The following is a 2,251-nucleotide window of genomic DNA, read 5'->3' on the forward strand; positions in this document are numbered from 1 at the left end:
TTACGTATTGCTAAGGTTAACGACGGTTAGATTCACCTCTTACACAGCACCTATAAAACTTCATCCACTCGTTAATATTTGCGCCATAAATATAAGAACTCAATGAATTTGGAGAACAAGATGACGTTTAGATATGGTGTTGATCGTCTAGATCTTGATACTGTAAATGGTATTGCAAATGGTTCAGTTGATGCTGTTTTAACAAGTGAAGCTATAAGCAAGATTAACACAAGCCGTCAACGCGTTGACAAAATGGCGGCATCAGACAAAGCGGTTTATGGTATTAATACCGGCTTTGGTCCTTTATGTGATACCCAAATCACACCTGAAGAAACTCACCTTTTACAAAAAAACCTTCTTATCACACACGCTGTGGGTGTAGGTAACCCGATTACAAAATCAATTTCAAAGCTAATGCTTATCACCAAAGTACATGCTTTAAGCCAAGGCTTCTCTGGTATTCGTTTAGCTGTAGTTGAGCGTATGCTTAAGTTCATCGAACTTGATATTATCCCAGTTGTACCTGAGCAAGGCTCTGTTGGTGCATCAGGCGACCTTGCGCCACTTTCTCATTTATTTTTACCACTACTAGGTGAAGGTGAATTTTGGTAGGTGAAGAGATCCAGGTGCTGTGTAAGAGGTGAATCTAACCGTCGTTAACCTTAGCAATACGTAACTGAACGAAGTAGGTGTACAAAACGTATTGCTAAGGTTAAGTTCCTCGTGCAGTGTCAAGAGATCAGCACCTACCAAAGACCAAATGGGTATGACAGTCCACCAAGCCTGGTGTGATTACCCCACCTTCCAGTTGATAGGTGTGTTGGGCTTGATGCGCGGGCAAGCTCTCGCTTTGCGCCCAGCCAAGCGATGCGGCCTTGTTTAACCGCCAACGCACCGTCTTCAATGACGTTGTATTGACCGTTTTCTAAGGTCGCAATCTGAGCGCCAATCCATACACTGTCCCAATCCATCATGGTGTCTGCCTTACTCATTTTGTTTGGTCTGTCCTTCTCTTTTTATGCGCTCAAGCTTGGTAACAAGCCTGCTGGCATCAAGCCATTGTGCGCGGCTTCTTTTAACAAGGACGTGGCTTTCTCAATGTCCGCAGCGAAGTAACGATCTTTGTCGTAGAACGGTACATGGGAACGTAGTTCCGCTTTCGCTTGTTCAAGGATTGTGGTCGATTTCAATGGCGCACGGAAATCCAGACCTTGAGCCGCAGCCAAGATTTCGACGGCTGAAAATACCACGGGTATTTTCTGACATATCGCGCAGACGGCGTGCCGCAAAGGTGGCCATCGAGACATGGTCTTCTTGGTTGGCTGAGGTAGGCAAGCTGTCTACTGAAGCAGGGTGAGCAAAGGTTTTGTTCTCACTGGCAAGCGCTGCCGCGGTGACTTGCGCAATCATAAAGCCAGAGTTGACGCCGCCATTGTCCACTAGGAACGGTGGTAATTTACTTAGGCCGCTGTCGATCAGAAGTGCCATACGACGCTCCGAAAGACTGCCGATTTCAGCAATGGCGAGGGCCAAGTTATCGGCTGCCATAGCAACGGGCTCAGCGTGGAAGTTACCCCCGAAATGATGTCGCCATCTTCAGCAAATACCAATGGGTTGTCCGACACCGAGTTCGCTTCCACACGCAGTGTGTTCGCCGCATTGCGGATTTGCTCTAAGCAAGCGCCCATGACTTGTGGCTGACAACGCAGAGAGTATGGGTCTTGCACCTTTTCACAGCCCACATGGGAGCTGCCGATATCACTGGTATCACCGAGAAGATGACGGTATGCCGCCGCTACATCGATTTGAGTTTTATGACCGCGAACAAGGTGGATACGCTCGTCAAATGGACGACGGCTACCCAAAGCCGCTTCGACCGAAAACGCACCACAGATAATGGCGCTGGCAAACAAGTCTTCTGCTTCAAATAGACCTTCTAGGGCAAATGCTGTCGAAGCTTGAGTACCATTAAGTAGGGCTAAACCTTCTTTTGGTGCAAGGGTAATTGGTTCTAATCCCGCTACCGCAAGAGCTGCTTGGCCAGATAGGATTTCGCCTTTGTAGCGCGCTTTGCCTTCCCCGAGTAATACCGCGCTCATATGCGCTAAAGGAGCCAAGTCACCTGACGCGCCTACCGAGCCTTTTTTCGGAATGCATGCAAACTTCTTTATTAATCAGTGTGATCAAGGCTTCGATCACAGAAAGGCGAATGCCAGAGAAACCACGCGCCAAGCTATTCACTTTAAGGGCC

At 47.9% G+C, this 2,251-nt stretch carries 1 protein-coding gene and 2 pseudogenes; 1 reads left to right on the forward strand and 2 read right to left on the reverse strand.

Annotation, left to right across the window (positions count from 1 at the left end):
- Positions 1-120: 120 nt before the first annotated feature.
- Positions 121-609, forward strand: a pseudogene (locus tag ACXAC4_RS20945) (aromatic amino acid lyase); the annotation flags it as partial.
- 137 nt (positions 610-746) lie between these two features.
- Here ACXAC4_RS20945 and ACXAC4_RS20950 read toward each other — a convergent pair.
- Both ACXAC4_RS20950 and hutH read right to left on the reverse strand, forming a co-directional pair.
- Entirely contained in the window at positions 747-992 is a 246-nt protein-coding gene (locus tag ACXAC4_RS20950; RefSeq protein ID WP_475165114.1) for a hypothetical protein, read from the reverse strand.
- A 24-nt stretch (positions 993-1,016) separates the two neighbouring features.
- A pseudogene (gene hutH, locus ACXAC4_RS20955) lies at positions 1,017-2,251 on the reverse strand (histidine ammonia-lyase); the annotation flags it as partial.

Source organism: Pseudoalteromonas sp. AWM4_233, from assembly GCF_056158285.1.

Coding starts and splice junctions, on each gene's coding strand:
- ACXAC4_RS20950 (WP_475165114.1), bottom strand. CDS start 992: ATGAGTAAGGCAGACACCATGATGGATTGGGACAGTGTATGGATTGGC.